General features: G+C 48.1%; 1 protein-coding gene. It reads right to left on the minus strand.

Translation table 11 applies throughout. The features are described 5' to 3' along the window. Positions 1 to 295 (minus strand): ABC transporter permease subunit (locus tag AB4585_RS26775; RefSeq protein WP_372171774.1); only part of this gene is annotated, 295 nt, incomplete at both ends.

Genomic DNA, 295 nt, shown 5'->3' on the forward strand with positions numbered 1-295 from the left:
GCATCATCACTTTTTTGTCTTTCACACCCTTGGCCCAACCCATCACGATGAAGTCTTCACCCAATTGGTTGATCATGTTTGAGCGCATGCCCATCACGTTACCCATGCCCAGAGCAACCATAAACAACAGCGGCAAGACTAAGTGGTAAGCCACACTGCCAACAAATTCAAAGCTCCAACCTGCGTCAATAGAAGGGTTGTAGGCATACCCCGTTGGGAACCAACCTAGGTTTGAAGCAAATAGGAAGTACATACCAAGCGCCATAACCACTGCAGGCACAGATGAAACAACCAC

Origin of the sequence: Vibrio sp. 10N.222.49.C9 (genome assembly GCF_041474985.1) — a bacterium.
Lineage (GTDB): Bacteria > Pseudomonadota > Gammaproteobacteria > Enterobacterales > Vibrionaceae > Vibrio > Vibrio crassostreae_C.